Annotated in this window: 24 protein-coding genes; 14 read left to right on the top strand and 10 right to left on the bottom strand. The window is 64.5% G+C overall.

Annotation, left to right across the window (positions count from 1 at the left end):
• Positions 1-13 precede the first annotated feature (13 nt).
• Positions 14-304 (bottom strand): YciI family protein, encoded by a 291-nt coding sequence (locus M2335_RS07065; protein WP_264594229.1) that lies wholly within the window; start codon positions 302-304, stop codon positions 14-16.
• Entirely contained in the window at positions 304-1,566 is a 1,263-nt protein-coding gene (locus tag M2335_RS07060) for a Rieske 2Fe-2S domain-containing protein (RefSeq protein ID WP_181560118.1), read from the bottom strand. The genes M2335_RS07065 and M2335_RS07060 overlap by 1 nt, the downstream gene beginning before the upstream one ends.
• Positions 1,567-1,701: 135 nt before the next feature.
• Here M2335_RS07060 and M2335_RS07055 point away from each other — a divergent pair, with 135 nt between their 5' ends.
• The gene (locus M2335_RS07055; RefSeq protein ID WP_181560119.1) at positions 1,702-1,995 is read left to right on the top strand and encodes a hypothetical protein; all 294 of its coding nucleotides are present in this window, start codon (positions 1,702-1,704) and stop codon (positions 1,993-1,995) included.
• 54 nt (positions 1,996-2,049) lie between these two features.
• Positions 2,050-2,643: a hypothetical protein gene (locus M2335_RS07050; protein WP_264594228.1), complete on the top strand. Its 594-nt coding sequence runs from the start codon at positions 2,050-2,052 to the stop codon at positions 2,641-2,643.
• 36 nt (positions 2,644-2,679) lie between these two features.
• On the opposite strand, the gene M2335_RS07045 is transcribed toward M2335_RS07050, so the two are convergent.
• Positions 2,680-3,672: a protocatechuate 3,4-dioxygenase gene (locus M2335_RS07045; protein ID WP_264594227.1), complete on the bottom strand. Its 993-nt coding sequence runs from the start codon at positions 3,670-3,672 to the stop codon at positions 2,680-2,682.
• A gap of 198 nt (positions 3,673-3,870) precedes the next feature.
• Here M2335_RS07045 and M2335_RS07040 point away from each other — a divergent pair, with 198 nt between their 5' ends.
• The 9 genes from M2335_RS07040 (at position 3,871) to M2335_RS07000 (ending at position 12,294) form a co-directional block, all read left to right on the top strand.
• The gene (locus M2335_RS07040) at positions 3,871-5,106 is read left to right on the top strand and encodes an acyl-CoA dehydrogenase family protein (protein ID WP_264594226.1); all 1,236 of its coding nucleotides are present in this window, start codon (positions 3,871-3,873) and stop codon (positions 5,104-5,106) included.
• A gap of 37 nt (positions 5,107-5,143) precedes the next feature.
• Complete coding sequence (locus tag M2335_RS07035) at positions 5,144-5,593, top strand: hypothetical protein (RefSeq protein WP_264594225.1); 450 nt, start codon at positions 5,144-5,146, stop codon at positions 5,591-5,593.
• An 18-nt stretch (positions 5,594-5,611) separates the two neighbouring features.
• A complete protein-coding gene (locus M2335_RS07030; protein ID WP_181560124.1) occupies positions 5,612-5,815 on the top strand; it encodes a hypothetical protein in 204 nt (67 codons plus the stop codon).
• A gap of 30 nt (positions 5,816-5,845) precedes the next feature.
• Positions 5,846-7,252, top strand: a complete 1,407-nt coding sequence (locus tag M2335_RS07025) for an MFS transporter (protein ID WP_264594224.1) — start codon at positions 5,846-5,848, stop codon at positions 7,250-7,252.
• A gap of 80 nt (positions 7,253-7,332) precedes the next feature.
• Entirely contained in the window at positions 7,333-8,139 is an 807-nt protein-coding gene (locus tag M2335_RS07020) for an amidohydrolase family protein (protein ID WP_264570793.1), read from the top strand.
• Between the two features lie 55 nt (positions 8,140-8,194).
• The gene (locus M2335_RS07015; RefSeq protein WP_264570794.1) at positions 8,195-9,364 is read left to right on the top strand and encodes a WD40/YVTN/BNR-like repeat-containing protein; all 1,170 of its coding nucleotides are present in this window, start codon (positions 8,195-8,197) and stop codon (positions 9,362-9,364) included.
• A 183-nt stretch (positions 9,365-9,547) separates the two neighbouring features.
• On the top strand, positions 9,548-10,408 hold the full coding sequence (locus tag M2335_RS07010) for an amidohydrolase family protein (RefSeq protein WP_264570795.1): 861 nt from the start codon (positions 9,548-9,550) through the stop codon (positions 10,406-10,408).
• Positions 10,409-10,446: 38 nt separating this feature from the next.
• The gene (locus tag M2335_RS07005) at positions 10,447-11,553 is read left to right on the top strand and encodes a zinc-dependent alcohol dehydrogenase (RefSeq protein ID WP_264594223.1); all 1,107 of its coding nucleotides are present in this window, start codon (positions 10,447-10,449) and stop codon (positions 11,551-11,553) included.
• Positions 11,554-11,649: 96 nt separating this feature from the next.
• On the top strand, positions 11,650-12,294 hold the full coding sequence (locus tag M2335_RS07000) for a GntR family transcriptional regulator (RefSeq protein WP_264594222.1): 645 nt from the start codon (positions 11,650-11,652) through the stop codon (positions 12,292-12,294).
• Positions 12,295-12,309: 15 nt separating this feature from the next.
• On the opposite strand, the gene M2335_RS06995 is transcribed toward M2335_RS07000, so the two are convergent.
• Genes M2335_RS06995 through M2335_RS06985 form a run of 3 tightly spaced genes read right to left on the bottom strand, consistent with a single transcriptional unit; the run spans position 12,310 to position 14,647 of the window.
• Complete coding sequence (locus M2335_RS06995) at positions 12,310-12,969, bottom strand: RraA family protein (RefSeq protein WP_264594221.1); 660 nt, start codon at positions 12,967-12,969, stop codon at positions 12,310-12,312.
• A complete protein-coding gene (locus M2335_RS06990; RefSeq protein WP_264594220.1) occupies positions 12,966-13,640 on the bottom strand; it encodes an RraA family protein in 675 nt (224 codons plus the stop codon). Before M2335_RS06990 ends, M2335_RS06995 begins: the two co-directional genes overlap by 4 nt.
• Complete coding sequence (locus M2335_RS06985) at positions 13,637-14,647, bottom strand: amidohydrolase family protein (protein WP_264578541.1); 1,011 nt, start codon at positions 14,645-14,647, stop codon at positions 13,637-13,639. Before M2335_RS06985 ends, M2335_RS06990 begins: the two co-directional genes overlap by 4 nt.
• Positions 14,648-14,881: 234 nt before the next feature.
• Here M2335_RS06985 and M2335_RS06980 point away from each other — a divergent pair, with 234 nt between their 5' ends.
• Positions 14,882-15,550, top strand: coding sequence for a GntR family transcriptional regulator (locus tag M2335_RS06980; RefSeq protein WP_181560131.1), 669 nt, complete (start codon positions 14,882-14,884; stop codon positions 15,548-15,550).
• Between the two features lie 39 nt (positions 15,551-15,589).
• Here the strand turns inward: M2335_RS06980 and M2335_RS06975 are convergent, their stop codons facing one another.
• From M2335_RS06975 to M2335_RS06965, 3 genes are read right to left on the bottom strand one after another with little or no spacing between them, the layout of a single operon-like run.
• Positions 15,590-16,489: a formylglycine-generating enzyme family protein gene (locus M2335_RS06975; RefSeq protein WP_181561456.1), complete on the bottom strand. Its 900-nt coding sequence runs from the start codon at positions 16,487-16,489 to the stop codon at positions 15,590-15,592.
• A gap of 50 nt (positions 16,490-16,539) precedes the next feature.
• Positions 16,540-18,663, bottom strand: coding sequence for a PQQ-dependent dehydrogenase, methanol/ethanol family (locus tag M2335_RS06970; RefSeq protein ID WP_264594219.1), 2,124 nt, complete (start codon positions 18,661-18,663; stop codon positions 16,540-16,542).
• A 27-nt stretch (positions 18,664-18,690) separates the two neighbouring features.
• Positions 18,691-19,392 (bottom strand): nuclear transport factor 2 family protein, encoded by a 702-nt coding sequence (locus M2335_RS06965; RefSeq protein WP_264594218.1) that lies wholly within the window; start codon positions 19,390-19,392, stop codon positions 18,691-18,693.
• A 142-nt stretch (positions 19,393-19,534) separates the two neighbouring features.
• Here M2335_RS06965 and M2335_RS06960 point away from each other — a divergent pair, with 142 nt between their 5' ends.
• A complete protein-coding gene (locus M2335_RS06960; RefSeq protein ID WP_264594217.1) occupies positions 19,535-20,437 on the top strand; it encodes a LysR family transcriptional regulator in 903 nt (300 codons plus the stop codon).
• A 105-nt stretch (positions 20,438-20,542) separates the two neighbouring features.
• Positions 20,543-20,728, top strand: coding sequence for a hypothetical protein (locus M2335_RS06955; RefSeq protein WP_181560134.1), 186 nt, complete (start codon positions 20,543-20,545; stop codon positions 20,726-20,728).
• A 105-nt stretch (positions 20,729-20,833) separates the two neighbouring features.
• Here the strand turns inward: M2335_RS06955 and M2335_RS06950 are convergent, their stop codons facing one another.
• Positions 20,834-26,332 carry an autotransporter domain-containing protein gene (locus M2335_RS06950; RefSeq protein ID WP_264594216.1) on the bottom strand — a complete coding sequence of 1,833 codons (5,499 nt, stop codon included), beginning with the start codon at positions 26,330-26,332 and terminating at the stop codon, positions 20,834-20,836.
• Between the last annotated feature and the right edge of the window lie 169 nt (positions 26,333-26,501).

Genomic DNA, 26,501 nt, shown 5'->3' with positions numbered 1-26,501 from the left:
CCGCCTGCTCCGCCTAGGCAGCCGGCGGTTTCATCGCGGCAATCCGGAACCGCCGGACCGAGACCAGGTCCAGCACGCCCGCCGCGACATAGGGATCAGCCTGCGCCGCCGCCTGCGCCGCGTCGAGATCGGCAGCCTCAATGATGACGACGCTGCCGATGGGGCGGTCATCCTCGTCCAGCAAGGGGCCGGTCAGCGGCATGGCTGGCCCGAACCCCTTGCGATAGGCGATATGCTCGGGCCGCTTGGCCTCGCGAAGCTCGGCAGCGCCAAGCTCGCGATACTCGACCAGAAAATGCGCCATCAAGCTGCTGCGCCCACCGGCTGGAGATCATCGCCGAGCGGCTGGATATCCTGCCACTTCTGCGTCGGCTCGAAGTTGAACGTCTCGGCCGTGATCTGGCCCCAGTCGAACTGCCCCTGATCAGCCTCGGGCATCTCGCCGGTCTCCGCCAGCCGCCGCGCCGCCTTCAGCATCATGCGCCGGAACGCCACGACAGCCATGTCCGAGCGCCCGAGATGCTCTTTCGAGCGGTCGGCGATCTTGCCCATCGTCTCGCTCACGGCATGATCCTGCAGCGCCACGCCGATGATGCCGGACATGTTCTGCGTCCGCATCATCTCGCGGTCCTGATTGTACCAGACCGACATGCCGTTGGTCTTGAAGAACTGTTCGTCATGCGGCGTGTTCGCCTCGCCCATGCGGTGCTCGCGGTCGATGGTCTGGCCGGGATCGTAGAAGAACTGGATGTGCCAGGTCGTGTAGTCGTCACGCGGCACGAAGGCATTGACCAGCCGGCGATTGCGGCGGAATTCCGGCGCCTTGGGGCCATCGGGCGGAATGAAGGTGTAGAAGGGCAGCGGCACTTGCGTCATGCGGCCCTGCTTCTGCTCGCCATCGTTGCGGACGGCGCAATAGCGCATGCCGTAGCGGGTATATTCGATCTCGAGCTTTGGCCGCAGATCCTTCTCGTGCGGCCATTTCGCCGGCTGATCCCAGGCGCTGTCGCGGTGCAGGATGCCCGCATGCGAGCTGTCGACCGCGCCTTCCAGCGCTTGCGCGTAGTTGCACTCGTAGATGACCTTGAAGGCCTCGCAGCTGCCCGGCGGCATATCGAACCAGGGGAAGTGCGGGAACACCGGCTCCTTCTCCTTCGGCCCCATATAGGTCCACACCATTCCGCCCGCGACGCGTGTGGGATAGGCCTTGACCCGCATTGCCTTGGCCAGCTTGGAATTTTCCGGCTCGGCCGGCGTGTCCACGCACTGACCGGTCACATCGAACTTCCAGCCATGGAACAGGCAGCGCAGGCCGCACTCGCCGTTCACGCCCAGCGCCAGCGAGCTGCCGCGATGCGGGCAATGCTCATCCAGCAGGCCGATCCGCCCCTCGCTGTCCATGAAGGCGACCAGCTCTTCGCCAAGCAGCTTGATGCGCACCGGCTTGCCGTCTGCCTGCAACTCCTGAGTCAGCAGGGCCGGCATCCAGAAGCGGCGCATCAACTCGCCCATCGGCGTGCCGGGACCGATCCTGCAAAGCAGCTCGTTATCTTCGTGAGAGAGCATTTGACGCACCTGACATTGTTAGACAATAAGATATAAATATCGTGGCTCGCCCGAAAAGTCACTACCCAAAAGTTGCCGGCATGCGCGCCGGCCCGATAAGGCGGGGCAGCCGCCGCACTGAACTGGAGATACTGCGTGGACCTGGACGATATTCTGCCGGTGGAGAACTTCTCGGACCTGACGATCCAGACGCTGGCCGACCGGCTACAGCGCAGCAGTGGCGCCGAACAATGCATCTACCGCGAGAGCGAGCTGGACGAACTCTGGCGGCTGATCGACATTGCCCTCAAGGCCGGCGGCGACACGCATTATGATTCCGAGCAGCTTCATCATCTGCGCGATCTGGTCCACCGCGCCCATGATCTGGTCGGCATGGAAGACCGCCCCCGGGAGGCGGCCGAAGTGCTGCGGGAAGCGTTGCTGCGGTAGAACGCCGCACCCTTAGGCCGGGAACGGCCGGCTGGCCTTGCGGGTTCTTTGGCCATGAACAGCGCCAAACTCATTCTGCTGATTCCCGCCTTCTCGCTCGCTGCCTGCGGCGGTGCGCCGACGGGAGAAAATCAGACCATCGATCCGTCCAACGCGGCCAGTCCGGCAGCGATCAACGCGGAAGGTCCAACCGAGCCTCCGGCCGCCGGCGAAGCAGGTGCGGCCAGCAATCGTGCCGCCGTGCCCGATTTCACCCCGCCGGTGCTGACACCGGAAGCGGAACGCACCGTAAAAGGCGCGCGCAACGTACTGATCTCCTTCGCGCGCGCGATCGAGCAGCGGGCTTTCGATCAGGCTTGGGCGTTGCTCGCGCCAGCGGACAAGGAAAAGTGGAGTGAGAGCGCGTTCGCGGCGCTCTTCGCCGACCTCTCCAATATCATGGTCGCAATGCCGGACGGCACGATGGAGGGGGCGGCGGGCTCCAGCTACTACACGGCGCCCGTCACGATCACCGGCAAGGATCGCGATGGGCGACCGGTGCGCATGGAAGGCGAAGCCGTGCTGCGGCGGGTCAATGATGTGGATGGCGCGACGCCAGCGCAATTGCGCTGGCATTTCCAGAACTTGACGCTCGACTGGACCCACTGAGGTAGGCGGGCGGCGCCAACCGCCCTCGCCCCGCCCTCACTTCCAGTAAACGAACCCCATCGCATTGCCCGTCCCGGCCTCGCTGCGATAGCAGGGCACATAATCGAGCACATGGCCCTCCAGCCCAAGCTGCGCCATCGCGCCGGCCACCGGCACCCAGTTCTTCATCTCGGACGTGCCGTCACGGAACGTCTCTTCGCCCATGTTGAAGACCGGATCGAAATCCTTGCTTTCCAGTGCGTTGAGAAACGTCTTGTCCACTGTTTCGTCAATGACGAAATGAGTCAGCCCGCCACTGGCGAACAGCGCGACGCGCTTGTCGCTGTCCCAACCGCGGATCGCTTCCAGCAGGGACTGGCCGAACTTGTAGCAGCGCCGCACGCTCGGCTGGTTGGGTGGGAAGAAGGTGTTCACCGTCACCATCACGCTCGGGCAGGGCCGGTCGCGCATGATGCGGCGATAGACGAAGCCCCAGGCGTGGGGCGCCTCCGGTCGCGGCAGGGCAGACATCGCCGCGACATCGAACTCGTCCGCCATTGCCTGCTCGATGATCTTGAGCGCCAGGTCCGGGCAGCCCGGATAATCCGCGCCGCCAGCGGGAATATAACCCTTGAGCGATGGCGCAATGCCCGGCGGCAGTTCGCTCAGCCGCTCCGGCGTGAACTCGTAATTGGTGATCGTGTCGCCATAATGCACCGCGAAGGCGGGGTTGAGCGTCTTGCGAAAGATCTCGTCCTGATCGTTGCCGACGATCACGGCCACGTCCACCCGTGCCTCCTCGAACAGGTCGGCCAGCGCCTCGATATTCTGCTGGCAACGCGCCTGCCGCTCGTCCCACACGGATTTAACGGTCTGCTCGCCGAGCCGCTCCCCGGCCCGTGCTTCCACTAGCTCATCGAAGGTCCAGGTGCCGCCCTTCCACGCATGCTTGTTGGCCTTGTCGGCGGGAACGCGCAGGCCCCAGCTCTCGGTTTCGGTGACCAGCATCGGGCCATGGCTCGTGCCGATACCAAGAACGATCTCTGCCATGCTCTGCTCTCCTGCCGATGCTCTTTTGTGGTCGTTACACGGACGGGCAACGTGAGGTGTTGATGTCCGCTTCATTATCGGATACCTGTTTGTATAACAATCCTGCATCGCGGGTCAATCGCGGGCAGAAGGGGCTGCGGCGCTCAATGAGCCGACGGACGCCCCGAAGATGAACGCAATGGAGGAAGGATGACGAACATGGCGAGCCAAGCAAGCGCGGACGTTGCGACGTTGGATATTGCGGGCCGTTACCCGGTCCTCGAATCCAGTGCGGATGCGATTGCGCGCATTCGGGCGCTGCTCCCGCAGATCGCGGCGGCGGATGCCGAGTCGGAGAGCGCCCGACGCCTCTCCCCGCATGTGGTCGATGCCATCCGCCAGACGGGCCTGTTCGGCATCGTCATGCCGCGCAACCTTGGCGGATCGGAGCTGGGCTTTGCCGATCTCGTGCGTGTCACGGCAGAGATCGGCACTATGTCTGGCTCGGCGGCCTGGATTTTCGGCGTACTGGCCGGGCATAGCTGGCTCATCAACCTCTTCCCCGAGCAGGCGCAGCGCGAGGTGATGGACGATCCCACCACACTCATCGGCACCGTCTTCCGCCTCGGTGGCGAGGTCGTGGAGGAAAATGGCGGCTACCGGCTGACAGGCGGCGCCGGGCGCTTCTGCTCCGGCATCGATTATGCGAGCTGGGTGATCATCGGCAATGCCGTGAAGAAGGCGGATGGCCGCATGGAGCCGCGCTTCTTCGTCCTGCCCAAGTCCGAGATCGAAATCGTCGACGACTGGTTCACCATGGGTATGCGCGCGACGGGCAGCCGCTCGATCAAGATCGACAGCGCCTTCATCCCCGCCCATCGCAGTTGCAGCCTGGCCGACATGCTGGCCGGTTCCACCCCAGGTGCGCGCGTGCATGAGGGTGCGGTCTACCGCATGCCCTTCTCCAACATCGCGCCCTTCTCCATCGTGGGCGCGCCGCTCGGCATGGCGCGGGGCATGGTGCAGCGCTTTGCGGCAGATATCGGCAAGCGCCTGGACGGTGCCGATCCGCTGGAAGTCGCCGAGCAATCCGCCACCTTCGCCCGCATCGCGGAGATTGGCGCCGAGGTCGACGCTGCCCTGGCGCTGATCCTGGAGGATGCCCGCATGGTGGATGAGGCCCGCGACCCCGCGGAAATCACGCCGCTTCTGGGCGCGCAAATCTCGCGCAACTGGGCGTGGGGCGTGCAGCGCGCGCGCCATGCCGCGAACCGGATCTTCGAGGCATCGGGCGGCAGCGCCATCTATGATGGCAGCGCCATGCAACGGCTGTTCCGCGACATGAACTCCGGCGCGCAGCACTTCGCCTTCACTTGGGACCGGGCCATGACCGGCTATGGCCGCGCCGCCGCCGGACTCAAGGCGGGGGCCTTCGCCATTCCCAAGGGGAAGTGAGACACGAGGGGCGGACGGAAGTCAGGGGAGGACGCGCATGAGGAGCGTGATCGAAAAATACGGTGTCGTCTTCTGCCGCTATTATCTCGGCGGCTTCAACCTCGTTTCCGGCCTCAACTACTTCATCCTCTTCTGGCCCCAGCCCAAGATGGGCGCGGCGGCCGGCAATGAGTTCGTGCTCGCCGCCACCGATCTCAACCTGTTCACCTATGCCAAGATCATCGAGCTGACCGCCGGCGCCTGCCTGCTGCTCAATCGCTTCGTGCCGCTTGCGCTGACGCTTCTGATGCCGGTGACGCTGATGATCTTCCTGACCAATGTGCCGTGGGTGCCCCTGCCCCACGTCCAGCTCTCGGTGACGCGCAATCTGGTCATGCACCTCATTCTGCTCGCGGCTTATGCCAACTACTTCCTGCCGCTGCTCAAGGCGAAGACTGCGCCGCAGCCGATTTGGAAGCGGCCGTCCCGGCTGATGCGGGCACTTTAAGCAGGGATCGACAGACGAATGGCGAACTTCAGCTTCAAACTCGACGGCCAGGTCGACATGATGAGTCTCAATCCGCTCGAAATGACGAATTTTGAGATGGTCGGCGCGCTCTTCGGCATTATGGGCATATTGATCACCCTGTTCCTCAGCCGAAAGGCCGCCGCACGGCAACGCCCCCATGAGTTCATTCCGCAAGAAACAGACGAAGACGCCATCGGCTAGCCGGCCACTGCGCGAGCGGACAGACCTGGCTTGAAGCGGTTTCTGTCCCTGAAGAGTGGCGGCGCGATCCTCATTGCGTCGACCGCCATGTTCATGGTCCAGCTCGATGCGTCCGTGCTGGCGGTGGCGATCCCGCAGATTTCAACCGACTTTGGCCTGCCCGCCATCGAGCTCAGCCTCGCCATCACCATCTACCTCACCATGCAGATCGCGCTGCTGCCGATCAGCGGATGGGCGGCCGAGCGCTTTGGCCCGAAGACCGTGTTCATGATCGCGACGGCAGGCTTTGCCTTCTTCTCGATCTGCTGTGCCGCCGCGCCCTCCTTCTGGCCGTTCATTGCCGCGCGCGCCCTCCAAGGAGCCACGGCCTCGCTGATGACCCCGGTGGCCCGGCTGCTGCTGTTACGGCAGACCAGCAAGGAGGAACTGGTCGATGCGATGGCGATCGTGGCGATGCCCATGCTCATCGCGCCGACGCTCGGTCCCTCGATTGGCGGATTCATCGTGCAATATGCGCGCTGGGAATTCATCTTCCTGCTGAACATCCCCGTCACCATTGCTCTGCTGCTCGCAGCATGGCGCACCATTCCGGCCAGCCCGCCCGATGCCTCTAGACGACTGGACATGGTCGGCGCCGCGCTGCTGGGCGGATCGCTCGTCTGCCTGCTCACCGGCTTCGACCGGCTGGCCAGCGGCGTCGGTCGCCCCTTGCCCTGGATGTTGCTCGCGGTCGGCACGGTCCTGTGCCTTGCCGGACTGAAGCATATTCGCACCCATCCGGACCCGGTGCTGAAGCTCGATGCCCTCAAGGATCCGAGCTTCCGGACGACGGTGATCGGCGCGGGCGCCATCGTCCGCATCCCGGCGCGCGCGATGCTCTTCGGCCTGCCGCTCATGTTCCAGATGGCCTATGGCTTCACGCCCATTCTGGCCGGCGTCATGCTCATGGCGCTCAATGGCGGCGATCTGCTTGCCAAGCTGTTCATTCGCCCCCTGTTCGACCGCTTCGGCTTCTCGGGACCGGTGATGCTTTCGAGCTTCGCAGGGCTGGCCGCGATCGCCGTGGTCGCCCTGGCCGATCAAGGCCCCTGGCTCGCTGCCCTGATCTTCGTGGCGCTGCTCGTCGCCGGACTGGCCCGCTCCGTGCTGTTTACCGGCATGACCTCGCTGACCTATGTCAGTCTGGACAAGGACACGATGACGCAGGGCAATGTGCTCGCCAGCATTTCCATGCAATTGTTCGCAGCGCTGGCGGTCTCGCTCACGGCGCTGCTGCTTGGCCTCCTGACGCAATTTACCGGCCATGCGGAGCCGGGGCTGATGGAGTATCGCGGCGCCATGCTGGCCGTCGCGCTGATCGGGTTCGTCGCGACCCTCCTCATGCGTCGGCGCATCCCGCGCCATTTGAGCCAGCTCGCCGTGCGCGACGAGGACTAAGCCGACGGCTAGAATCGCCTAACATTTTACGCTAACGATATCGGCCCACCCCCGGCGATGACAGCCTGTGAGGATATGCCGTGCTCCTGATCGATGCCCATTGCCACGTCTCGCCCCTGTGGTTCGAGCCGGTCGAAACCCTGCTCTTCCAGATGGACCGCCACAATGTCGCGCAGGCGGTGCTGACGCAGATCCTTGGGCAGTTTGACAATCGCTATCAGCGCGATTGCGTTGCGCGCTATCCGGATCGCTTCGTCAGCGTCGGCGCCATCGATCCCGCGGCGCCCGATGCGGTGCACCAACTTGGGATGCTGGCGGATGACGGTGCGGCCGGCCTACGCCTGCGGCCCGATGCCCGCAGCCCCGGTGACGACCCGCTCGCCATCTGGCGGGCTGCGGAGCGGCACGGCCTTGTCATCAGTTGCGGCGGGCCGAGCGCGCAGTTTGTATCGCCCGCGTTCGCCGATCTCATCGGCAGCGTCCCGAATTTGCCGATCATGCTGGAGCATCTGGCCGGCTGGGTCAGACCCGATTGCGACCGAAAGCCCGAAACCTGGACGGCACTGCTCGCGCTCGCGCGCTTCCCCAATATCACGGTCAAGATTCCCGCGCTGGGGCAGTTGATTGCCCGACCCGTCGGTCAGCCTCTGCCTGCATCCGGGCCTGTGCTCGACCCGGCGGGCGGCGCACCGCTGATCGAGCTGCTGGACGCCTTCGGGCCAGACCGGCTGATGTGGGGCAGCGACTTCCCCGTCGTCTCCTCGCGCGAGGGCTATGCCAATGCGCTCGGCTGGACGCGCGATGTGTTCGAGCAGCACCGCCCCGCCAGTGTCGCGGCAATCTTCGGTGGCAATGCCGGTAGAATATTCTTCCAGCGCAAGGCTTGAAGACTGGAATAGATTGTTATACAAAACGATATATTCTATTGCTGGAGCACATCCCATGGCAGAGGCTGCCAAATCCACGATCATCTGCATTTCCGCGAACGGAAAGACGAGCTCCGCCAGCCAAAGCGCCGCAAACCGGATGCTGATCGCCACCGCGGACGGCGTGGTGGATTTTCGCCGGGACAATCTTGATGCGCCTTGGACCCGGCAGCCCGATATGCTGCTCCCCGGCCATCATGTCAGCGCGCTCGTCTATGACGAGGTGACGGACATGCTGTTCGCCGGCCTGCATTATGAGGGCGGCCTGATGGTCAGTTCTGACCATGGCAAGAGCTGGGAAGCGCGCAATAACGGCCTGCAATCCGGCCATGTCTACAGCCTGCTCGTGCAGCATGATGGCGACCGGACGATCCTCAATGTCGGCACCGAGCCGGTGATGTTCTACCGCAGCTTCGATCTGGGGCAGAGCTGGACGGCTTATCCCGGCTGCACGCAGGTCGAGGGCACCGAGCACTGGTTTTTCCCTCGCTCCCAGCCCCATGTGAAGCATATCGCTGCGCATCCGTCCGAGCCGGAGACGATCTACATCTGCGTGGAGCAGGGCGACCTGCTGCGCACCGAAGATGGCGGGGAAAGCTGGACGTCGCTCAACTCCATGGAGCGCCCGGACGACAAGTTCCGCCGCGACCAGCACCGGGTGACCTTCTATCGCGACAACGCCGCCGAGATTTTCCTCACCACCGGCATCGGCCTGTATCATACGGCGGACCGTGGCGAGACCTGGGAGCGCCTGACCGACACCAGCCACCCCTGCGCCTATCCGGACCCGCTGTTCGTGCATCCCCGCAAGGAGCTGATGTTCATGGTCGGCGCCGGCATGAACCCCAATCCCAATTGGGGCGCGGAAGGCACGGCTTATCCCAAGTTCATGATCAGCACGGACCATGGCAAGACCTGGCGGACTAGCATGGTCGGCATGGCCGATCCGATCGCCGGCAATCTGGAAGTCGCGGCGATGCACGATTCTGCCGAGGGCGGCGTGGAGCTCTTCGCCGGCTCCGCCTGCGGGGAACTCTACGCAAGCCGGGACGAGGCGCAGAGCTGGCAGCGCATTGCCGACGGGCTTCCGGCGATGTCCAAGGGGCCGCACTTCCGCCACTTCCTGCCGCCGGATGAACGCGCGGCTTATGAAGAAAAGCTGCGCGCGCTCAACGCGTTCGCCTGAGCAAGAACGGTCGATCGTCAGCGGGCGACAGACCCGCTGGCGGCTTTCAAGGGGGGAATGGTCTTGGACAGGCTTCAATCGTCGGCTTCGCGCATTGAATGCGCTCGGATGTGGCGGCCTGATCAAGATGCGGCGGCGCGCAGCGCCGGTCCCTCGTCTCACTGACGGGTGCAATTTTCGCTCATGATCGACTGCCACGCCCATCTTGTCTCCGACGACAAGGTCACCTACCCGCCGGCACCGCCGGGCGGTCTGCTGCCCCCGATGGCGTTCGACAATCTCATGACGGCCGAGACGCTGCTGGAGGAGATGGACAAGTCCGGCGTCGAGCGGGCCGTGCTCGTGCAGCGCGGATCAATCTACGGGTTCGACAGTCGCTATGTTTGCGACAGCGCCGCGCGCTATCCGCAACGCTTCGCCGCCGTCTGCTCCATTGATGCCACGCAGGCGGATTGTGGGGAGGCCGTGCGATATTGGGTCGGCGAGCATGGCGCCGTCGGCATTCGGCTGATGGAACTCATCAAGGGCTCGGACATCGGTTGGCTCGACTCCCCGGTGGCACGCAATGCCTGGCAAGCCGCCGCCACGCTCGACGTGCCGGTCTGCGTCCATTTCTTCCCGTGGAACCGCGACATCGGGCTGGCGCATCTGGAGCGGATATTGCGCGAAGTGCCGGGCCTGACGGTGGTCATCGACCATCTCAGCTCCATTCAGAGCGATGCCGGCGGCCCGGACCATGGCATCGATGATCGGCTGCGGTCGATCGCGCAGTTCGGCAATGTCGTCGTCAAGTTCACGACCATTCCGCTGGGGCGGCTGGACAAGGCGGGGATCGACCCCTGCCCCGTCATCGAGCGCGTGTGCGATCTGTTCAGCGCGGAGCGGATGATCTGGGGATCGGACATCACCCAATCGCCCGGCAGCTATGATTATATGGCCGCACTTGGTCGCGCAGCGGTACGCAATCTCACAGCCGCGCAACAGGAGATGATCCTGGGCGGGACGGCGATGCGTGTTTACGGCAAGAGCTGGGGCCGGGCCTGAGCGCAACGGGCCTTCGCGACGAGAATTGGAGGGGAATGATGGAGTCCGTGTCTCGTGCTGCCGTGAAGGTCGATATCGAACGATCTGAAATCAGAGAATTTCCGTTCCCGCCCCTCGGCGACAATGATGGCCTGCTGAAAGTCGAGGCCTCGGGCGTCGGCGGCAGTGACCCCGAAATGTATCGGCGGGAAAACACGGCGCCCTGCATCATGGGCCATGAGAATGTCGGCACCGTCGCCCGCATCGGCGGCGCTGCGGCACAGCGCTGGGGCCTGCGCGCCGGCGACCGCATCGCCCTGCACGAGTATCTCCCCTGCTGGCATTGCCACTGGTGTCGCCAGGGCGATTTCCGCCTGTGCATGGAGGCCGACTTCTTCAACGTGAAGGATCGGTTCAACACCCTGCGCTACGGCACGTGCAATGCGGACATTCCGCCGCATCTGTGGGGTGGTTTCTCGGAATATATGTATCTTGCGCCCAATGCCGTCATCCACAAGATTCCGGCGGACATGGACGCCCGGCTGGCGACCCTCGCGGTGCCGCTCGGCAATGGCGTGCAATGGGCGGTGCTGGATGGCGGCGCGGGACTGGGCAAGACCGTGCTGGTCTTCGGCCCCGGCCAGCAGGGCCTGAGTTGCGCATTGGCCGCCAAGCAGGCGGGCGCGCTCACCGTCATCATCGCCGGCATGACGCGCGACCGCGCCCGGCTGGATCTCTCGCTCAGCCTCGGTGCCGACATCGCCGTGGACGTGCAGCAGGAGGATCTTGCAGCCGTGGTCATGCGGGCGACCGGCGGCATGGGCGTGGATGTGGTGGTGGATACCACCGGCGATCCCGATGGCAAGATCGCCGAGCAGGCGGTAGCGCTGTCGGCGAAGGGCGCCTGGCTCAGCCTCAATGGCCTTAGCGCTTCGGTGCCGCTGGGCGAGATCAAGAAGCGCTATCTCACCGTGCGCGCACCACGGGGCCACAGCTATCGCGCGGTACAGATGGCCCTCGATATCCTCGCCAGCGGCAAGTGGCCGGCCGAAAAGCTGTGCAGCCACGATTTCCCGCTGGAGCAGGTGCATGAAGCGATCCTCGCCACCGCCGGGCGCGGGATCGAGGGCGCCATTCACGTCACCGTCTCCCCGCACAAGAGTTGATCGCAGCCACCTCCCCGCCTCCCGCCCCTGCCTATTGCCTCGCCCGCCAAAATCCTCTTCCATGGCGCACTGCCACCAGCCGCAAGGAGCACATATTTGGCCACGCAGATCGACATGGGGGACTCCCTGCCCAATGTGGTGGCAGATGAACTGCGGGCGCTGATCGTGCGGGGCACGTTGCTGCCGGGCGAACATCTCGGGCAGACCCAGCTTGCCGACCGGTTCGGGCGCAGCAAGGTGCCCATTCGCGAGGCGCTCAAGCTGCTGGCGGCAGAAGGCTTCCTGCGCCATGACCATAACAGGGGCTATTTCGTGGCGCCGCTGGAACTGGAGGAAGCCCGCCAGCTCTACAAGCTGCGCCGCTGGCTGGAAGCGGAACTGCTCGCCACGGCGGTCTGGCCGACCGACGCGCAAATCGGCGAATTCCGCCGCCAGTTCGATGCGCTGGATGCCATGGATCAGGTGAGCGATTTCACCAATTGGGCTCTGGCGCTGGAAAATCTGCGCCTCGCCCTCTTCGCTTTATCGCCCGAGCGCATCCTGCTACGCGAAGCGACCCGGCTCTGGCGGCTGACCGACCGCTATCGCTCGCTCATGCCGCGCACGATGGGCGAGAGCCCAGAGCGCAAGCTGATCGACGCCCTGGCCGCGCGGGACCGTGACGCGCTGCTCGCCGATTATATGCAGGCCCGCGCCAAGATCGAAGGTGCGCTGGAGCAGGTCTTCCAGCACGGTCGCTAGGCGGAGCGATCCTGTTCAGCCCTGCACGCGTGTTTGAAGGCTGTGATATTTGAACTGGGCGCGGGCCTCATCGAGGCGCATGCCGGTGCGGCAGGCGGCGCGGATGCTTTCCTCGGCGGCGTGGATCTCCTCGGCGGCGGCGAGGACGGCGGCTTCATGCGCCTGCGGGATAACGATCACGCCATCCGGGTCGCCGCGCAAGATATCGCCGGGGGCGACGCGGGCGCCGCCGATGTTAACCGGGCAATTGGTGACCTCGACCTGCACCCGATCCTTGCCGGTGCGCATCCAGTGACCCTTGCTGAAGACAGGATAACCGAGCGCGCGGCAGAGCGAGACATCGCGGCTGATGCCGTCGATGACGGTGCCGGCAAGACCGCGGCGGTGGGCGATCTCGGTGAGGATATCGCCCCAGATGGTGGCATCCTCGCGGCCGCCATTGTCGATGACCACGACATGGCCCGGCGGGACATCGTCGATGTAATCACCCACCGTGCCGGGCGGATTGGAGGCCGGGCCGCAGAGCATGGTGTAGGCGCGGCCGGCCATGCGGAAATCAGGATCGCGGCCGGCGATCTTATAGCACTGGCCGACGATGCCGAGCCGGTCGAGCGCATCGCTGAGGGTTGCGGTATCGAGCGCGGCGGCGCGGGTGACGTTGCTGTCGTCGGTCATTGGGGATCGCCCTTGAGCATATATTCGTAATTGGCGCCAAGCACGGCGCTGGCGCTCTCGCCGGTGGCGAGGCGGCGGGTCATCTCGCCCTCGCGGCGGACGATGTCCTCGGCGGCATCGAGCACGCGGGCGATGTCGGCTGGCGCGATGAACACCGCCGCGCTGGAATCGCAGATGACATAGAAACCGGGTTCGATGGTGAAATCGCCGACCGTGACGGGGACGTCCGTCGCATCCTCATAGACGCGGTTGCGGGCCGTGCGGGCCGTGTAGCCTCGGCAGAAGACCGGGAAGCCGATCTCGCGGGCTTCATCGACATCGCGGGCCAGACCCTCGCAGATCACGCCGGCCACGCCCTTATGCTGCGCGCCGCGCGACAGGATGCCGCCCCAGCAGCCGGCGTCGATGCCGGTGCGCTGCTCGACCACGATCACATCGTCCGGTCCGCTGGCGTCGATGGCGGCGGCACCCAGATGCACCGGCGGGCGATCAGCGGGCGCGTTGCCGGCCTTGAGCTTCACGGTGTGGACGCGCCCGGCGATGCGGCGGCCCGGCGAGGCCGAGCGCAGCCCGGTCACGCAGCCGGCGAGGCCCAGCTTGTCCAGCGTGTCCGATACCGCGCAGGCATCCAGCTGGCGCAGCCGCGCGACATAAGGATCGCCCGCGCTCATGCTGGCGGCAGGTCCAGCTTGAAGAGGCGCGCGGCGTTGCCGAACATGATCTGGTCCTTCTCCGCCTGGCTCAGCCAGTCGAAGCCGGTGATGAACGGGGCAATGTCATCCAGCGTCTTGCCAGTCGCGGGGTCGACGGCAGAGCCGACGCCGGGGCATTCCGCGCCGAACAGGCAATTGTCGGCGCCGACGGTCTTGATCAACAGCCGCAGCGCTTCCTCGGAATAGAGCACGGTATCATAATAGATGTGCCGCATCTTATCGAGGAACTCCTCGCCCTTGCGCAGGCCGGACGCCCGGAAGCGACCGACATGATAGGGGATCGCGCCGCCGCCATGGCTGCACACGATCTTGAGGCTGGGGAAGTCCTTGAAGACGTCGCTCTCCAACAGGCCATAGACGGCCATCGTCTCTTCCAGCAGGAAGTTGAGCGTGTACGGCGCGCGGCGGCTGCGCGATCCGGCGGAGTGGATGTGCGCCGGCACGTCCAGCTCGCACAGCTTCTCGTACAGCGGGTACCAATAGCGGTCGCCCATCGCCGGCGGCTCGGTGCCGCTGTTCTCATAGGGATCGGGATTGAGCAGGCAGCCCTTGAAGCCCAGCGTTTTCACACAGCGCTCAAGTTCAGGCAGGACATTCTCGATCGGCTCGCCAGCGACTTGCGGCAGACCGCAGATGGGCGCGAAGCGGTCCGGCAGAAGCTGGCACTGCCGCGCGATGATGTTGTTGGTGGCTTCGGTAAACCAATGGACCAGAAAACCCGGCTTTTCCGAATGCATCATCTGGAACGGGCGGGGGCTGAGCAGCTGATAATTGGTGCCGACCCGGTCAAGCATGTCGAGATGGCCACAGGGCGCCATCTCCTTCTTGTTGGTATAGGCGAGAATTTCCTCATCCGTGAGGTCCGGGAACTTCTTGCCGTGCTCGCCGCGATGCGAGAGCAGCATCGACTTGTAAATCCACAGTTCCGCTGGCGCACTCACATGGCCATGACAATCGACAATCATCGCAAAATCCCCACCCGCAGCTGGTTATCAGATCATAGGTATACATTTTTGTATACCTATCCTGAATTTGCGGTCAAGCGGGTGGAGGGTGTTTGTCTGCCAAAACCCCCGCGCGACCGGCCCGGGATTCCTAGCGCGTGAAAATGTCTACATTTTTGTGAGACACCACGCTAGGGATGCCCGGAACGACCATAATCTCAAGGCCGCTGGCTCTTCGGCCAACCAGGAATGCCCATGATGCAGGAAACAGTGAAATCCGAACGCGGAGTTCCCGCCAAGATCGCCAATGAGCTGCGGCTGCTCATCGCCCGCGGCACGTTGGCGCCCGGGATGCGGCTGGGGCAGACCGAGCTGGCCGAGCAATTCAATGCCAGCCGCGTGCCGGTGCGCGAGGCGCTCAAGCTGCTGAGCTCGGAAGGCATCATCGAGCACGACCCCAACCGGGGCTTCTTCGTCACCCGGCTTTCCCGCGATGAGGCCGAGCAACTGTTTGCCCTGCGCCATCTGGTCGAGGACGAATTGCTCAAATCCGTCGACTGGCCGGACGCCGAAGAGCTTGCCGAACTCGAACGTCGCGAACAGCGCCTCGAAGAGCTGCTCGACGAAGGCGACCGCACGAGTTGGTGGAACGAGCATCGCGAATTCCACACGATGATCTTCAACCTCTCCCCCAAGAAGACCATCGTGCGCGAGGCCATCCGCCTGTGGGCATTGACCGATCGCTACCGCGCCCTCCTGCCGCTGCCGCGCCGGAACAGTGAGGAGCGCAAGGTGGTGGACAAGCGCGAGTTGCTGAACGCTATCCGCCAGCAGGACAGCAAGAAGCTGCTCGCCGCCCGCCGCACCCGCCGCGAATCCTTTGAGCGGATGTTGCTGGAAACGCTGGAAGCACGCGGGCTCTAAAGCCAGCCACCTGCCACGCTCAGCTCTAGCGGGCGATCCTCACGCGTCGCGAGCGCAGCGAAACCCGATATGCGATGTGGAGGTATCCACCGTCTGCGGATAGCGCGCGGCGGGGCGATAGCGCTGGCAATAATTGGGCGCGCACAGATGCGATCCGCCCTTGAGCACGCGGCGGGGAAAGCCGCTATAGGGATCACGGCTGGCATCCTCGCTGGCGCCGCGCGGGTTATGCGGCGCGCAACAGGGCTTGGTCGGCGCGTCGTGTCGATCGACATACCAGTCGCTTGTCCACTCCCACACATTGCCGATCATGTCCCAAAGGCCATAGCCATTGGCCGCATAGCTGCGCACCGGCGAGGTGCGCAGATAGCCGTCCGAGAGATCATTCTGGTGCGGGAAATCGCCCTGCCAGGTGTTGGCCAGCATGGCACCGCCGGGATGCAGTTCGTCCCCCCAGGCGAAGGCCTTACGATCCAGCCCGCCGCGCGCGGCGAATTCCCATTCCGCTTCCGTCGGCAGGCGCTTCCCCGCCCAAGCCGCATAGGCCTCCGCATCGGCACAGGCGATGTGGACGACGGGATGATCCGCCAGCCCGTCGATGGAACTCTCCGGCCCCCAGGGGTGGCGCCAGTCGGTCCCGAAGGAGAATGTCCACCACCCCATTGGATCGTGCAGCGGCACGGGGGTCGGCGGCGGCGTAAACAGGGAGGAGCCGGCCTTCAGCATCGCGGGATCGGCACCCGGATAGTCGGCAGCGTCAGGCACCGTTTCGGCCACCGTCACATGGCCCGTCGCTTCCACAAACCGCGCGAACTGCGCATTGGTGACCGGCGTTTCATCGATCCAGAAAGCATCGACCGAGGCCGGATGCGCGGGGCCCTCATCGGGATAATGGTCGTCCGACCCCATCCAGAACGTCCCGCCCGCCACACGGATCATGCCGTCTTTCATCTCTGGCGTACTCATCATGCCACCCTGCGCCTGATCGGTCATTGCGTTTGCTTGCGTCCTTCCTGAGTCTCGATCCGCCGGTCCTCAAGACTGCGGCGGACGAGATAAGCATCAATGGCATCGACCTGTGCCGGCGTCAGCTGGCCTGCGAAGCTGGGCATGCCCATCTCCGCCAGCGCGCCGCCCAGAACGACCTGCGAAAAACCCTTCGTGCCGAGCAATCCCGTCCGGCGCAAGTCCGGATAGGCGCCGGCGCTCACCGCCCCGCTGCCATGACAGCGCAGGCAGAAGCGGCCGAACAGCCCGTCGCCCTGCGCGATTTGGGCCGGCGTCCCCTTGTCCACCACATCGGGGAACGGCAGCGGCTCGGCCGGTGTGAAGGCAGGCAGCTTCGCCGCCCCATCCAGTTTGAACACCAGCAGCCGGTTGGGGCCGATGGTCTTGCCGGCCTTGAGCGCCATCACCCCGCCGGTGAGTGGCCAGCCGCCGCCCCAGCCGGCCATGACCGCGATATATTGCACCCCGTCCAGCCGATAGCTGATCGGCGGGGCGACGATGCCGGTCTGCGCCTCGAACGACCAGAGCCGCTTGCCGCTCTCGTCATCATAGGCGACCAGCCGCCCCTGCGCGTTGCCGGCAAAGACGAGGCCGCCCGCCGTGGCGAGCACGCCGCCATTGAAGGGTGCCGCTTCCTCGCTTGTCCAGCGCGGTTTGCGGGCAATCGGGTCCCAGGCGATCAGCCGCGCCTTCATGCTGTCGTACAGCGCCTTGCGGTCCGCCGCGCTCATGGCGCCGCCGCCGCTCATCGCCACGCCGGACGTGTAGGCGCCGATCACCTGCGCCTCCTGCGGATTGGGGCCGAACGGCATGCCCACATCCTGCGCCGGAATGTAGACAAGCCCCGTGCGGGGACTGAAGGCCATGGGCGGCCAGTTATGCCCACCCCCTGAGCTTGGAAACTGGAAGTGCGGCTTGCCGGTGCGGTAATAGCGTGCTTCCGGCACGATGTCCGGACGGCCGGTCTTGGGATCGATGCTCTTCGCCCAATTCTGCGGCACATAAGCGGTGGCATTCAGGAACTCGCCGGTCGCGCGGTCGAGAATGTAGAAGAAGCCGTTCTTGGGCGCCTGCATCAGCACCTTGCGCGGCTTGCCGTCGATCTCCATGTCCGCCAGCACGATGTTCTGGGTTGCGGTATAATCCCAGGCATCGCCCGGAACCTGCTGGAAATGCCAGACATAGTCGCCCGTCGAGGCGCGCAGCGCGACGATGGAGGACAAGAAGAGATTATCCCCCTTCCCGTCCGAGCGCATCTGATGATTCCACGGCGAGCCATTGCCGGTGCCGATGTAGATGAGGTCCAGCGCGGGATCATATTCGATCGCATCCCACACCGTGCCGCCACCGCCATAGCGCCACCATTGCCCTGCCCAGCTTCCCTGCGCCTTGGCCAGCACCGCGTCGGACGCGGCGTTGTCCTTCGTACCGGGTTTGCCGGGGACGGTGTAGAAGCGCCAGGCCAGCTTGCCGGTCGCGGCATCATAGGCACTCACATAGCCGCGCACGCCAAACTCGGCGCCGCCATTGCCGATGACGACATTGCCCTTGATGAAGCGCGGCGCCCCGGTGATCGTGTAATTCACGGCGAAGGGACCGGACTGGTCGATCGTCTGCGTTTCCCAGACCGGCTTGCCGCTTTTGGCATCCAGGGCGATCAGGCGCCCGTCAAGCGCGCCGACATAAACCCGGCCCTGCGCCACCGCGACACCGCGCGAGACCGGCCCGCAGCAGGAGCGCGCAGATGCCGCGCGGACTTCTGGATCGTAGGTCCACAGGCCCTTGCCGGTGCGGGCATCGATGGCGGAGACGACATCATAAGCGCTGACCACATAGAGCACGCCATCAACCATGATCGGCGTCGCTTCCTGCCCGCGATCCGTCTCCAGATCGAAGGACCAGGCCAGGTCAAGCCGTGACACGGTCTCGCGGTCGATCTGGTCCAGATCGGCAAAGCGCTGCGCCGTCTCGGTGTGGCCATGCAGCGGCCACTCGACATCGGCGGCGGCCTGACCACCGTCTGCGGCATCGCGGCAGGCGGAAGGGAGGACAAGCAGCAGCGCGGTCAGCGCCATCATGCGCCTGAACATCAAACCCACGATCACATGCCCTCTCCCTCGACCCACTGCCCGCTATGCGGTCCGTTCCGCGTCCGCCAGCGCCCGGCCGAGCACCGGATGCGCGAAGTGCATCGCCAGTTCCTGCCGATAAGGCCATGTCTGCCGCTGATTGTCGACCAGTTCATCCGGGCCGAGCGGGTCTTCCGGGAAGGTCTTCGTCAGCGGCTGGAGATGCGCGATGGTCTTGTACCAGCCGGCATCATAATCCGCCTGCCATTGCACGACATAATCGAGCCGCTTGATCTTCCAGACCCCGTCCTCGCGCACATAATCATTCTCGTACATGCCGGCTTCGTAGAACTGGTCGGGCAGGCCTTCCGGGCGGTAGTCGCGGCTCTCATGATTGCCGCCGAGCAGCAGTGCGCGAAACCGGCCCTTGGCGGTGCGGCGATCCGGCGCGACGGTGATGATGTCCTGCATCTGGAAATGATCGAGCAGGAAGCCATAGACCGGGCCGGGGCGCCCTTGCGTGAAGAACTGGCGAAACCAGTCGCCATAGAGCCGCCGCGCGCCCACCTTGCCGCGATAGATGCCGGAGAGAAAGATGATCTCGGCATCTTCGGAGAACAGCTCGGCCAGTTCGTCCGAACGGTTATAATCGGTATAATAGCCATAGGCATTATGAAGCCGGCGGATTGCATTGAGATCTTCCAGCATCCCGATCCGCTCGGTCAGGGCCTTTACATCGCTGCGCAGCGCTTCGATCTCGCTCATAATCCTGCTCCTGATTGCTCTTTTGCTCTGTGCGGGCCGCCCAGATCATCGCTGGACGCCTCATTCGCCAAGGCATCGGTTGCTCCCGATTGCAAAGCAACGGCCCGGTCCGCTATCAGTTATAAGGGAGGGGCTATCGCTTATGGCATTCACGATCCGGCAATTGGAGATTTTCGTCGAAGCAGCGAAAGACGAGAATTTCCGTATCACGGCCGATCGGCTCGGGATCAGCCAGCCCTCAATCAGCAATCATATCAAGGCGCTGGAGCAGAAAGCCGGCGCTCGCCTGTTCGATCGTCAGCGCGGATCGACCGCGCGCCTCTCCGCTTTGGGCCGCGATTTGCTGGATCAGGCACGATTGCTGCTGCGTGAGGCGAACAAGGTTCAGTTGGGCGCCACGGCCGGCAGTGCGCAGAGCTATGTGCTGCGGGTCGCCGCCGGCCCTTATCTTATCGATCAATGGATCAGGCCGTGCCTGCCGGATTATTATGCGCGCGGCCAGGTGCCGAATGTGGAGCTGATCCTCTCCGCGCCGGGCGAAGAAATGCTCTCCATGCTCCGCAGCGGCAAGGTGGACGTCGCCTTCTTCACCGGCCGGCCACCGGTCGCCCCGGATCTCACCATCGAGACACTCCGGCGCGTGACCAGCAGCCTCTTCGGAACGTCCGCGCTGGTCGAGGCGGTGGGGAGCGATCCTGTCAGGATCAGCGCCGCCCCGATGATCATGATGCCGGACAACACACCGCATAACGACTGGCTGATCAACGCGCTGGCCGATGCGTGCATCTACCCTTCCAATGTCGTCGCGCGACCGCAATTCACCGATGTCGCGATGGGGCTGGCGCTCAATGGGACGGGCCTTGCCATGCTGTTCGATGAGGAAGCCGCACCTGCCACCACGCGCGGGCAACTCCATCGCGTCCCGGTCGATTTCGAGCCGGGCTATCGCCTGATGCTCTCGCGCAAGGGGTTCGACGATGCCCGCGGGCGTCTGGCCATCGATCATCTCCGGCGCACGCTGCAGGCCGGACGCGCCGCCAACTGAGGGTCCCGGCAGACGCCTGTCCTCTTCACTCCGGCGCATCTCAATGGCGCGGCACGGAACGCTCCGCGCTCTTGCTCATTGTGCTAGCGATCAAGGAGACCGCACATGATGAAAACTTTGCTCGCCGGCGCGGCGATTGGTTATTTCGGCAAGAAGCTCTACGATGAAGGCAAGCTCGATCCCTATATCGCGCGCGCCAAAAGCACGCTCGCCGAGCTTTCCCCAGAACAGGCGGACACGCGCGCCCCGCGCGGCGTGGGTCAGGACGAACAGCCCAATATGGCATTCTGAACGGGGTCGCGGGCGCGAGCTGGCTACCACCTTCGAATGAGAGGCACGAAAAAAGGGGCGCGGTCATTCCGCGCCCCTTTCCGTTCTCGCTCGCAGCGTCTGAGATCAGAAGCTGTAGCTAAAGCCGATCTTGACGCCGTGGTCCTTCCACTGGTCGCCGATGTTGCCCACGTAGGTAGCGCCGATGGAGCCGCCGGGCATGATGTTGGCCTGAACGCCGCCCTCAAGGCGCAGGGTATCGCGCGTCGTGGGCAGGCCCGCGACCGAGAAGGCCTCGCCGGTCGAGAGGATGTTGCGGCTGGTCGCATCGACATCGCCGAAGCTGCGCAGCCAGGCTGCCGAGACGCGCGGGCTGAGCACCGTGGTGGCGCTGACCGGCACTGCCCCGCCCAGACGCAGACCCAAGGTGGTGTAGGTCACGTCGCGGGTATTGCCGGTGACGCCCAGCGCGGTCAGGGCGCTGCCCGTCTCGGTGAAGGCATCGCTCTTGAGATGGACATAGGTCACGCCGGCAAAGGGCTCGGCGGTCACCGCGCCCAGCGGGAGAGCATAGCTCACCTCACCGAAGGCAGAGGCGCTCTTGGCATCATAACCGCCTGCCAGCGCATCATTGACGCCCAGGAACGCCACCTTGCGCGTCCCGTTCACGTCGAGCCAGCTATAGGAGGCACCGATCCGGGCGCGCAGGGCGCCCCAGCCACCGCCGGCATAGACCAGCGCGCTGTTGCCGTTGACGGTCGCCTCACTGCTGCGCCCGTCGACCCGCACCTTGTTCTGCTCATGCGCGAAGGCCACGCCCAGACGCCAGCCACCCAGGCCCGTATCGATACCGGTGATGAAGCCGAAGGTGCTCTGCGTCGCCTTGATCGCATTGCCATTGCTCTTGAGCGTGCTCCACGCACCAATGCCCTGGCCCCAGACCGCCGTGCTGCCATCACGCAGCGTGCGGGCCGAGGAGCCGGCACCGGCCAGCGTGCGGCTGACGACATCGGCCTGCTCCATGCGGCCGATCACCATGTCGCCGAGACGGCGAGTGCCGTCCACCATCAGCGTGCCCGCGGTCGCCCACAGCTCGCCCGAGAGCGCATCGAACGCGCGGACGGCGCCGGCTTCCTCGAGCTGCCCCGCCACCGCGCGGGACAGGCTGGCATTGTCATCGCTGGCATCCAGCGCGAGCGCCACGGCCAACTGGTTGGGCGTCACCGCCACGCTCTCGAAGCTGCGATTGTTGCGCGTCAGCACCAGCCTGACATTATTGGCGTCATAGCTCAGCTCCGGCGTCAGGAACGGCAGATCGACATCGGTGGCCGCAAACTGGCCGGTCACCCCGCCCGCGGCCGTGATGATCGTGTACTCATTGCTGAAGCGATAATTGCCTGCAGCCGCCAGCACCGAGACCGTGCCGCCCTGGATGGTCGCCGTCCCGCCGACAATCAGCTTGTCGCTCTCGCCCTCGGCATTGACCTCCACCTCATAGGTCGAGCCTGCCTGGAACACGACATTGCCCGCTGCGGTGAGCGTGCCGATCGAGTTGCCCGGCAGCAGCGTGCCGCCATTGCCGACCACGATATTGTTCACCTGCCCGCGACCGCCCAGGGCCGCATCGCTGCCGACCGTGATCGTGCCGCCCATCGAGCCGTTCACCCGCGTCACGATGCCCTCAAGGTTGAGCGCACCGGTGAACGAGCCAAAGCTCTCCCCGGTCAGGTTGATGCTGACGGGCGCGCTGGACGGACCATTGAGAGCAATCGTTCCGCTGCCGCTGAAGCTGCCGCCGAACAGCGTGTTGCTGCTCTGGTTGACGGTCAGCGTGCTCGTGCCCAGGCTCACCGTCCCGCCCGCGCCACTCAGGCCCGCAACGGTCTGGTCGGTGCCGCTCAGGTCAAACTCGCCATCATCCACGACCAGATCGGTCGCGCTGTCGAGCTGCGCCAACAGCCGCACCCGGCCCGCCTGCACCACCGTCGACCCGGTATAACCATAGTCGCCCGAGAGCAGCAGCGTGCCCTCGCCCTGCTTGATCAGGCCACCATTGCCCGACAGCGCGCCGGTATAGTCATAGTCGCCAATCTGGTTGAAGATCAGCGTGCCATTGTTGGTGGCATCGGCAAGCAGATCGCCATTCTTCAAGCCATTGCCCACCTGCAGCGTGCCTGCGGTGTCGATCAGCAAAGTGCCGCCCAGCTTGCCCGTCAGCAGCACCGTCCCGCCATCAATGGTCGCATCGCCTGCAAAACCACTGCTGTCGCCCGAGAAGGTGATGGTGCCCGTGCCCGTTTTCAGCACTGTGCCCGTGCCGCTCAGCCTGCCCTTGTAGCTCGTGGTCGCGGGGTTGGCGAACACCAGCTCGCCCTGTTCGGCAACATTGACATTGTTGCTGATCGTCCCAACAAACAAGGCCGTACCCTGCTGCACGTCAAGCTGGACGCCGCTCATCGAGCCGCCGAAGGTCACTATATTATCGCCGGTCTTGATCACCGTGCCCTGACCGGAAATCTGGCCGAGATAGCTCACATCGTCCGCACGATCGAACAGCAGCGTGCCGTAATTGGTGACATTGGCAGTGATCGAGCCGGTCGTGCCGCCGTTGCCGAGGTTGACCGTGGCGCCGTTGCTGATCCCCAGACCGCCTTCGAAATCGCTGGCGTTGGTCAGGGTGAGCGTGCCGGCAGACACGTTCAAACCGCCCGTTCCAGTGATCCGTCCGGAAAAGACCTGCGAGGCATTGGCCAGCATCAACCCCGCATCACCGACAATCACCGTTCCGCTACCGCCAAGATCGTTGATCTGTGCGCTGGCTGCACTGGTCAGGTCGAAGGTACCATTGACCGTTACGGAACTCGATTGGTTCACCCGGCCCTGATTGGAGAGGGCCAGTGTGGCACCGGCATCAATCGTCGTGGCGCCCGTGAAGGTATTCATCCCGCTCAAGGTGATCACCCCGCCCGCCACGGTCAGATCGCCCGTGCCGGAAATAACCCGGTTGTGATGAAGCGCATCGGAGCGATCGAACACCAGCAGACCGTTGTTCACAAGGTCGCCGTCGAAGGAGCCACTGGTGCCGCCATTGCCGATCTGCAGCGTGCCGTCCTGCCCTATGATCGTGCTTGCGGCACTCGTCGTGTTGGCCAGCACCAGCAGGCCGCTGTCCACATTTAACGAGCCAGAATAATTGCTGCTGTCACCAGACAGGATCGTCGTACCGGCAAGCACATCGACCACGCCGCTGCCCGACAGGCCTGCAGCCAGCACATAATCCGTGCCGGTGTGGTTCAGAACCAGCTTGCCCGCCCCGGCACCGAACTGAATGCCGTTGGCGGCATCGATCACGCCGGCCGCCTGGGCCGCACTGCCTGCCGCCGCGCCAATGTTCAGCGTGCCCGTCGAACCGGCCTCATAAGCCAGCGTGATGCCGCGATTGCCGTCAGACTTGAGGGTCGCGCCATCGGAGACGGTGACGACGCCGCTGCTCCCGGCATATGTGCCCACCATGACGTAAGACGTGCCTCGCGCGAGCGTGCCTTCACCGCTGATGTTCAAAGTGCCCTGGCTGCCATCCACGAAGCCGACAATCAGCTTGTCACCGCCCAGCAGCGCCTCGTCCGTCACGGTGGCCGTGCCTGATCCATAGCTGCCGATGGTCATGTTCCGGTCGGTCGTTACGCTGGACCCGCTGCCTGAGACTGTCATCTGACCGTTGCCGTTGGCGCTTGCGCCAAGTCTCACATCCGCGTCACTGCCGGAGGCGGCAATCGTCGCGCCATCCGTCACGGTGAGAATGCCTTCGCCGCTGGTGCCGATCCCCAAGCCGCTTGCGCCGATGTCCCAGCGCGTTCCCGCGCCGCTGAGGGTGCCGGTGCCGAGCGATCCGGCATTTACGCCGAAACTCCCGCTGGTGGATTGCAGCGTCGCGCCGCCGGACAGGATGAGCGTGCCCTGGCCGCTCCCGCCGAACTGCAGGGACCCGCTCTGGAGATGGCTATTTTCGCCCGAAACGGTGATGGAGCCGACACTGCCCTCGACCGCACCGACGGACGTGGAGGTGTTGACCACGACGGTACCGCCATTCTCGATCGCCACGCTGCCGTCGCCATAATAGCCGACCGTCAGGAATTCGGTCGTGACCGTCGACCCCGTTCCCGTGACGAGCAGCGAACCGCTCTCATCTTCCATGCCCGGCATTGCCGAATTCGTGCTGTTGCTGACGATGATGTTGGGGGCGTTGAAGGTGCCGCCATTCACCACGGTCAGCGACGCCCCGTCGAGCCCGCCCAGGAAGACGATGTTCCCGCTCGTCGTACTGCCATCGATGACCGTCGCGCCGCCGGTGAGCATCATGTTGCCAGCAAAAGCGCTATTGTCGCCCGTGAGGGTCAACGCTCCGCTGCCGGTCTTGATCACAGAGCCCGAGCCTGAAATCGCACTGGAGAGCGTGTAATTCTCAGACTGGGCGAATTCGAGTTTCGTGGCACTGGTCGCAACGACGATACCACCGTTCAGCGTGGCGCCGCTGGCGAGTGTCAGCCTGTTGGTACCGCCCGTGAAATTCAGGGCCGCGGCCCGCTCGCCATTGCCACCAAGGCCGCCGGATACGGAACCGCCAGTCCCGATGGAAAGAGCAAGGTTCTCGCCTTGAATGCCTGCGCCGCCCGCACCGTTGGTGAACATCCCGGCCCCACCGGCGCCGCCTGTCACCGCTGTGTCGATCGTGAGGGTGGTAAGGCCGCTCATGTTCTCGATCAGGATGCCAAAGCCCCCGGCCCCGCCGAAGTTGCCGCCTTGGGCATCACCGCCCGTGATGCTACCCCCGGAGATCGAAACAGTGCTGCTCCCGGTACCGCCGGTGAGCACAAGGGCAGAGCCGCCATTACCGCCAAAGGACTGACCTTCGCGGCTCCCGCCGCCCGCGCCGCCGGTCAATATGCTGTCTGTAATGCTGATGGCCGTATTGCCGGCCGGCTGATCGATAACCAGACCGCTGCCACCATTGCCGCCGACGCCAGCCCAGCCATAGGCGCCGCCTGCGCCGCCGGTGGCACTGACGGTGATTGCGTCGTAAGAGTCGTTAAGACCGGTGACGACCGCGCCGAAGCCGCCGCCCCCACCGCCGCCACCATATCCAGCAAAACCTGCGAGGCCGCCATTACCCCCGTTGCCGCCCGTGAGCGTACCCGAGCTGGGCAGATCGGTAATAAGCCCGACATAGCCATGCGCGCCGCCACCGCCGCCGCCACCCGAACTGTTGTCGCCACCGTTGGAGCCGTCCGTGCCCGCCTCACCGGCGAGAGTTCCACCCGCACCGCCAACGCCTGCATTCTCGCCCGAGCCAGCCCCGCCATCGCCGCCCGTCAGGCCGCTACCGCCACCGGCACCGCCGGAGAGATAGCTCGATTCAGAACCGACCCCGTCCGTCCCGCTGTTCCCCGTTGACGTAGTGCTTGCGCTCCCGCCTGCGCTCGTGAAAGTACTATCCCCCGCCATACCACCCGCGCCGTCCGACGCATGTGCAGGCAGGCTGCCCACCGCGACCAAGAACGTCGTCGCCACCGAGCAGCGCAGAATGGATTTGAAGGACGTCCGGCGATTCCCGACGGGATGAAACATGCAATAACCCCACGTTCAAATTAACAACTATAAATATTCAATATATCTCAACGAGATAATCATACCAACGGATGGGCATTAATTATAAATAATTAGTTAAAATAATTTATTTATTTCGATATATTTGGCTGAAATATTGAATTACGACGACACGTCATTTCGGAAAAGG

This window comes from Sphingobium sp. B12D2B (assembly GCF_025961775.1).
Classification (GTDB): domain Bacteria; phylum Pseudomonadota; class Alphaproteobacteria; order Sphingomonadales; family Sphingomonadaceae; genus Sphingobium.
This window is presented reverse-complemented; position numbering and strand designations above follow the sequence as displayed.